The organism is Arachnia propionica (assembly GCF_003932785.1).
Lineage (GTDB): Bacteria > Actinomycetota > Actinomycetes > Propionibacteriales > Propionibacteriaceae > Arachnia > Arachnia propionica_B.
On the sequence record NZ_RQYT01000117.1, the window covers coordinates 1 to 1,023 of the forward strand.

Sequence of the window (1,023 nt, forward strand, 5' to 3'; positions counted from 1 at the left end):
CCTCGCCGAGGCAGGCGGCCTGGCCCTCGTCTGGCCGCTGCTGGTGGTGATCGCGGAGGAACTCGCCGCAGCCAACAAGGTCCCTGCCACCGCCTCAACCATCTTCGAGACGGTGCTGGCCCTCCTGCCCGAGGTTCCGCACAGGATTGAGCTGCCCAACATCTGCGCCCTCGCTCAGCGCAAGGGAAAGTCGAAGGCCATCACCCTGGCCCGAGCCATCGAGGAGAAACTGTGACCATCAACATCCCGCAGATCGTCGTCAAGGCCGGCAACGCGGAGGCCCTCGTCGCCCAGCTTCGTTCCCTCACCGACGAGGAACGCGCCGAGTGGACGTCCGTGATGCGGAAGTCCCTCCCGGTGTGGCGCAAGGCCGTGCAGTGGTGGACGCTCGACCGCGACGAGATCCCGAAGATCAGCGACCCGACCCGCAGGAAGCTCCTCAACCAGGCGGTGGATGCGTTCGACCGCCACCATCGCACATCCGGCCGCCTGCTGCTCGTCGCCGTCGCCCTGGGCGCCACCCCCGCCCAGCTGGTCAAGCTCGCCCCCCGCGAGGGCTTCACCATGCTGGAGCGCGAGGAGGCCACCGAGCACCTCGCCGACCTCATGATCGAGCGGGGCACCGAGTGGGTGGAGGAGACCATGGCCGGGCTCCTGGCCCAGTCGTCCGTCGCGGAGGCGGCCTCATCGCTCATCTCGCGCCTGGTCGTCCGCCTGGACCTGCCCGTCCCGCACGTGGCGGCCCATCTGGGCGTGTGGTTCGGGACAATGCCCGCCCCGGGGACCCGCTGGCAGGACCACTTCCTCGCCGCCTGCGCCACCCCCGACACCTTCTGGAATCGCCCCGAGCGCGACAAGCACATCGCCAAGATCCGCGAGGCAGCCACGGAACTCCGCCGCACCGAACCCACCGACGATGACGCCCTCTTGGGCGCCCTGCTGAGCGTGATCGAACGCGGCGAACGCCCCGGCCCCCAACGCGAGGCCCTGGCCTGGATCGAGGGCCTCGACCTCGACCCCACC

General features: G+C 70.0%; 2 protein-coding genes. Both read left to right on the forward strand.

The window, feature by feature from the left end:
* Window positions 1-235: hypothetical protein (locus tag EII35_RS16135; protein WP_185744405.1), on the forward strand; the 235-nt coding region annotated here is incomplete at its 5' end.
* The coding region (locus tag EII35_RS15500) for a hypothetical protein (RefSeq protein ID WP_148098971.1) at window positions 232-1,023 on the forward strand (792 nt) is incomplete at its 3' end. The genes EII35_RS16135 and EII35_RS15500, both read left to right, overlap by 4 nt.